Source organism: Thioclava sp. UBA3469, assembly GCF_002378135.1.
GTDB classification, from domain to species: Bacteria; Pseudomonadota; Alphaproteobacteria; order Rhodobacterales; family Rhodobacteraceae; genus Thioclava; species Thioclava sediminum.
On record NZ_DFRG01000173.1, the window covers coordinates 1 to 4,230 of the forward strand.

The 4,230-nt window shown below is 66.6% G+C and carries 4 protein-coding genes; 3 read left to right on the forward strand and 1 reads right to left on the reverse strand.

All coding sequences use genetic code 11. The annotated features are described in order from the left end of the window. Positions 1–385: FAD-dependent monooxygenase (locus B3D39_RS12875; RefSeq protein ID WP_286789766.1), on the reverse strand; the 385-nt coding region annotated here is incomplete at its 3' end. 46 nt (positions 386–431) lie between these two features. Between B3D39_RS12875 and B3D39_RS12880 the strand changes: the two genes are divergently transcribed. From B3D39_RS12880 to B3D39_RS12890, 3 genes are all read left to right on the forward strand, one after another. After that, entirely contained in the window at positions 432–1,748 is a 1,317-nt protein-coding gene (locus B3D39_RS12880; RefSeq protein ID WP_274961952.1) for an amidase, read from the forward strand. A gap of 120 nt (positions 1,749–1,868) precedes the next feature. Continuing rightward, positions 1,869–3,047 (forward strand): aminotransferase class I/II-fold pyridoxal phosphate-dependent enzyme, encoded by a 1,179-nt coding sequence (locus B3D39_RS12885; protein ID WP_274961951.1) that lies wholly within the window; start codon positions 1,869–1,871, stop codon positions 3,045–3,047. A 12-nt stretch (positions 3,048–3,059) separates the two neighbouring features. Next, positions 3,060–4,230, forward strand: a 1,171-nt coding sequence (locus B3D39_RS12890) for a DNA translocase FtsK 4TM domain-containing protein (RefSeq protein WP_286789767.1), incomplete at its 3' end; no start/stop codon positions are given.

Consider the following 4,230-nt stretch of genomic DNA (forward strand, 5'->3'; position numbering starts at 1 on the left):
GGTAGCGGTCCTCCAGCATGTAGCCGACCGGCGCCTGATCCAGCTCGCGCGCGTCGAAATGCAGGAAGAAAGGGGCCGCCCCTTCGCCTGCGTGACCGTCGGCGGCTTTTACTTCCATCATCGGCTGCGCCTGATCGGCCAGACCGTCCCAGACGCCAATCGCGCGCAGCAATTTCTGCGACGCGATCGCCAGCGCATAGGCGCGGCCGTCGAACGTGTCGGTCGCGCGCTGGCGTGCCGGGGCGGCGTCGACAAGGGTCACGGAAAGGCCGGCGGAGGCCAGTGCAAGCGCCAAGGCGGGGCCGTTGAGCCCGCCGCCCGCGATGATGACGTCTGAATCGTGTTTCATGGCGCTTACTATGGCGCTGGAAGCGGGATTGTCCATGCGCGGGACTGTCGCTAGCGTGGCGGAAAGAACGAAGGAGGCGGGCATGGAATGGCGGTTGGCAGGGGCTGCGGAACAAGGGCGGGCGATTGCCGCCGGTCAGCTCGATCCGGTGGAGCAGACCGAGGCCTATCTGGAGGCGGCTGAAGCGTCCGAGGACATCTATGCGCGGCTCACGCCGCAGCGGGCGCGCGACGAGGCGATGGCCGCGCATCAGCGCGCCAAGCAGGGAACCAGGCGCGGGATGCTCGACGGGGTCGCGCTGTCTTGGAAGGATCTCTACGACACCGCCGGGGTCGCGACCGAGGCGGGCTCGCGACTGTTGGCCGGGCGTGTGCCCGAGCGCGACGCCGATGTGCTGATCGAAGCCACGCTGGGCGGTTCGGTCTGTCTGGGCAAGACGCATATGACCGAACTGGCCTTCTCGGGGCTTGGCGTGAACCCGATGACCGCGACGCCGCCGAATATTCATGATCCCGAACTCGCGCCGGGCGGTTCGTCCTCGGGCGCGGCGCTGTCGGTGGCACGTGGTTTGGCGGCGGCGGCGATTGGCTCGGACACGGGCGGCTCGGTGCGTATTCCGGCGGCGTGGAACGATCTCGTGGGGCTGAAGACGACGCATGGGCGGATCACGACGAAAGGTGTCGTGCCGCTGTGCCGGACCTTCGACACGGTCGGGCCGATCACGCGCAATGTCGAGGATGCCGCTCATGTCTTTGCGCTGCTCGAACGGCGCAACGCGCCCGATCTGCGTGACGCGAGCCTCAAGGGGAAGCGGCTTCTGGTGCTGGAAGGGCTGCCCTTCGAGGGCACCCGCGAAAAGCCGGTGCAGGGCTTCGAGCGGGCCGTCGAGGCCTTCGCCAAGGCGGGCGCGGTGATCGAGCGGCGGGGGCTGCCGATGGTGCGTCAGGCGATGGACCTTTCCGGTGTTCTCTTCGCCCCCGAAGCCTATGGCGAATGGAAGCACGAGATCGAAGCCGCGCCCGAGAAGATGTTCGCGGCGATCCTCGAGCGGTTCCGCAGCGGGCGCGACGCGCTGGCCTCGGATTACGCGAAAGGCTGGCACGAACTGGCGGGCTATCGCGCCGCCTATCTGGAGGCGACCGCGGAATATGACGCCGTGCTGGTGCCGACCTCGCCGATCCTGCCGCCCGATGTCCGCCGCCTTCTCAGCGACAAGGCCTATTTCCAGGAAGAGAACGTGCTCGCGCTGCGCAACACCCGGATTGGCAACGTGCTGGGGCTGTGCGCGCTCAACCTTCCGACGGGCATCCCAAGCTGCGGGTTTTCGCTGATGGCGCCGCCGATGACGGAGGATCGGCTGCTGCGTTTGGGCATGGCCGCCGAATCGTCGCTGGCCTGAAAACCACATTTCTTGTGGTCAACCCGCTCTGGAGCTTGTCTTTTTCTGGACGAAACGGCGGAGCTTTTGTAACCTCGTCGGCAATAAGGGGCGACATAGACCCCATTCGATGAGGCACAGATGGACTTTCCCGAGCGGTTTTCGAACCTGCCCGAATACGCATTTCCGCGTTTGCGCGCGCTGCTCGATTCGCATGAACCGGGCGGCGACGTCTTGGCCATGTCCATCGGTGAGCCGCGCCATCCCATGCCCGAGTTCGTCGGCGATGTGATCGCGCAAAGCCTTGGAGAGTTTGGGAAATATCCCGCCAATGACGGCACGCCCGAATTGCTGGACGCGATCTCGGGTTGGCTCAAGCGGCGCTATTCGGTCGAGATCGGCCCCGAGCGGATCATGGCGCTCAACGGCACCCGCGAGGGGCTTTACAACGCCGCGATGGCGCTTTCGCCCGAACAAAAGCGCGGCAAAACGCCCGTGATCGCGATCCCGAACCCGTTCTATCAGGTCTATGCGGTGGCGGCGGCTGCGGTCGGCGCGGAGCCGGTTTTCGTGCCCGCGGGCGCCGATACGGGGTTTTTGCCTAATTATTCGGCACTTGCGCCTGAGGTGCTGGACCGCATCACCGTGGCCTATCTGTGCTCGCCCTCGAACCCGCAGGGTGCAGTCGCGAGCCGCGATTATCTGGCCGATCTGCTGCATCTGGCCGAGAAGCACGATTTCATCGTTTTCGCCGACGAGTGCTATTCCGAGATCTGGCGCGAGGCCCCGCCGCCCGGTGCGGCACAGGTCGCCGCCGAGGAGGGCATCGACCCCGAGCGCGTGGTGATTTTCCATTCGCTCTCGAAGCGGTCGAACCTGCCGGGTCTGCGCTCGGGCTTCCTCGCTGCCGGGCCGCAAAGCATCAAACATATCCGTCGCCTGCGCGCCTATGCCGGCGCGCCGCTGCCGCAGCCGCTGCAGCGCGTGGCCGAGCGGGCTTGGGCGGACGAGGCCCATGTCACGGAAAATCGTCGCCTCTACGCCGAGAAATACGAGATCGCGGGACAGATCTTCGATGGCGTCAATGGCTTCCAGCTGCCGCAGGGCGGCTTCTTCCTCTGGCTTCCCGTCGAAGACGGGGAGGCAGCGGCGCTCAAGCTTTGGACAGAAACCGGCATTCGCGTGCTGCCGGGCGCCTATCTCGCGCGCGAGGTGAACGGGGAAAACCCCGGCCAGAAATATATCAGAGTGGCTCTGGTCGCTCCAAAAGCAGAAACGCAGCGCGGGCTGATGCAGCTCCGCGACTGCCTATACGGTTGAGGACGGTAGGTTATGGCATCTTATCAGGTTCGACAGCGCGATCCGCTTTTCGATCAGGACACGCAAGCCGTTCTGGAGCGGCGTGGCAAGGAATTGGTAGGGGGGCTGCTGGTCGTCTTCGGCTTGCTCGCCGCGATGATGCTGTTCTCCTATCACCCCGAAGATCCAAGCTGGATGGCGTCCTCGGATGAGCCGGTGCAGAACTGGTTGGGCCGGATCGGCGCCGGGATCGCCTCGCCCCTGTTCGTGATCGTAGGCCACGGCGCGTGGCTGCTGCCCGCGGCGCTGGTGGCCTGGGGTCTGCGCATGATCACCCATCGCGGCGAGGAGCGCCTCGTATCGCGGATGATCTTCTTCCCGATCGCCGTGGCCGTCGCCGCCGTTTACGCAGCGCTTCTGGTGCCGGGCGATCAATGGGGTCAGGCCTTCGGCCTCGGTGGGCATTTCGGCGACATGATCGCGGGCGCGATGCTGGGGATCGTTCCGATTTCCGGCGTGGTTGGGCTGAAGCTTCTGTCGCTGGTCCTCGCCGCGGCGATGCTGGCGATGGCGACCTTCGTTCTCGGCTTCACCAAGCCCGAGCTGCAGGCGATCACGCGCTTCATGTGGCTGGGCACGGTCGCGATCTATGTCGGCGCGATGAACATTCTGGGCCGGGGGGCTTCGGCCTCGGTCACGGGGGCTCGCTCGGCCGCAGAGCGTGCGCGTCAGCGCCGCGCCGAAGCAGCCGAACGCGCCGCAGAGCTGGCGGCTTGGGAAGAGCAGCAGGCCTACGCCGCGCATGACTGGGCACCCGAGGTCGAAGCGGCCCCGGCGGCACGCCCGTCCTTCCTGTCGCGCATCCGTCGTCCGGTGGAACCCGATTACGATCCCTATGATGCCTCGCCCGAACTGTTCGAGACCGAGCCCTATTGGGACGACCAGCCGCAGCCCGCAGCGCCGACCGAGGACCGCATTCGCGCCCGGATCAGCCAGGCGGTGCAGAACCGCAAGTCGGCGCCGATCGTGACCGATTACGCGCCCGAGCCTGAGGCCCCGCTGCATCACGACATGCCCGAGACCTTCGCCGACCCCGAGCCGGAGCCGCCGCGTCCGTCGGCCTCGGTGCTGGCCGCCGTCGCCAAGCGCCTCGCGCGCGCACCGCGCCAGCCGCAGGTCGTGCATCAGGAGCCGCCGCTGCGGG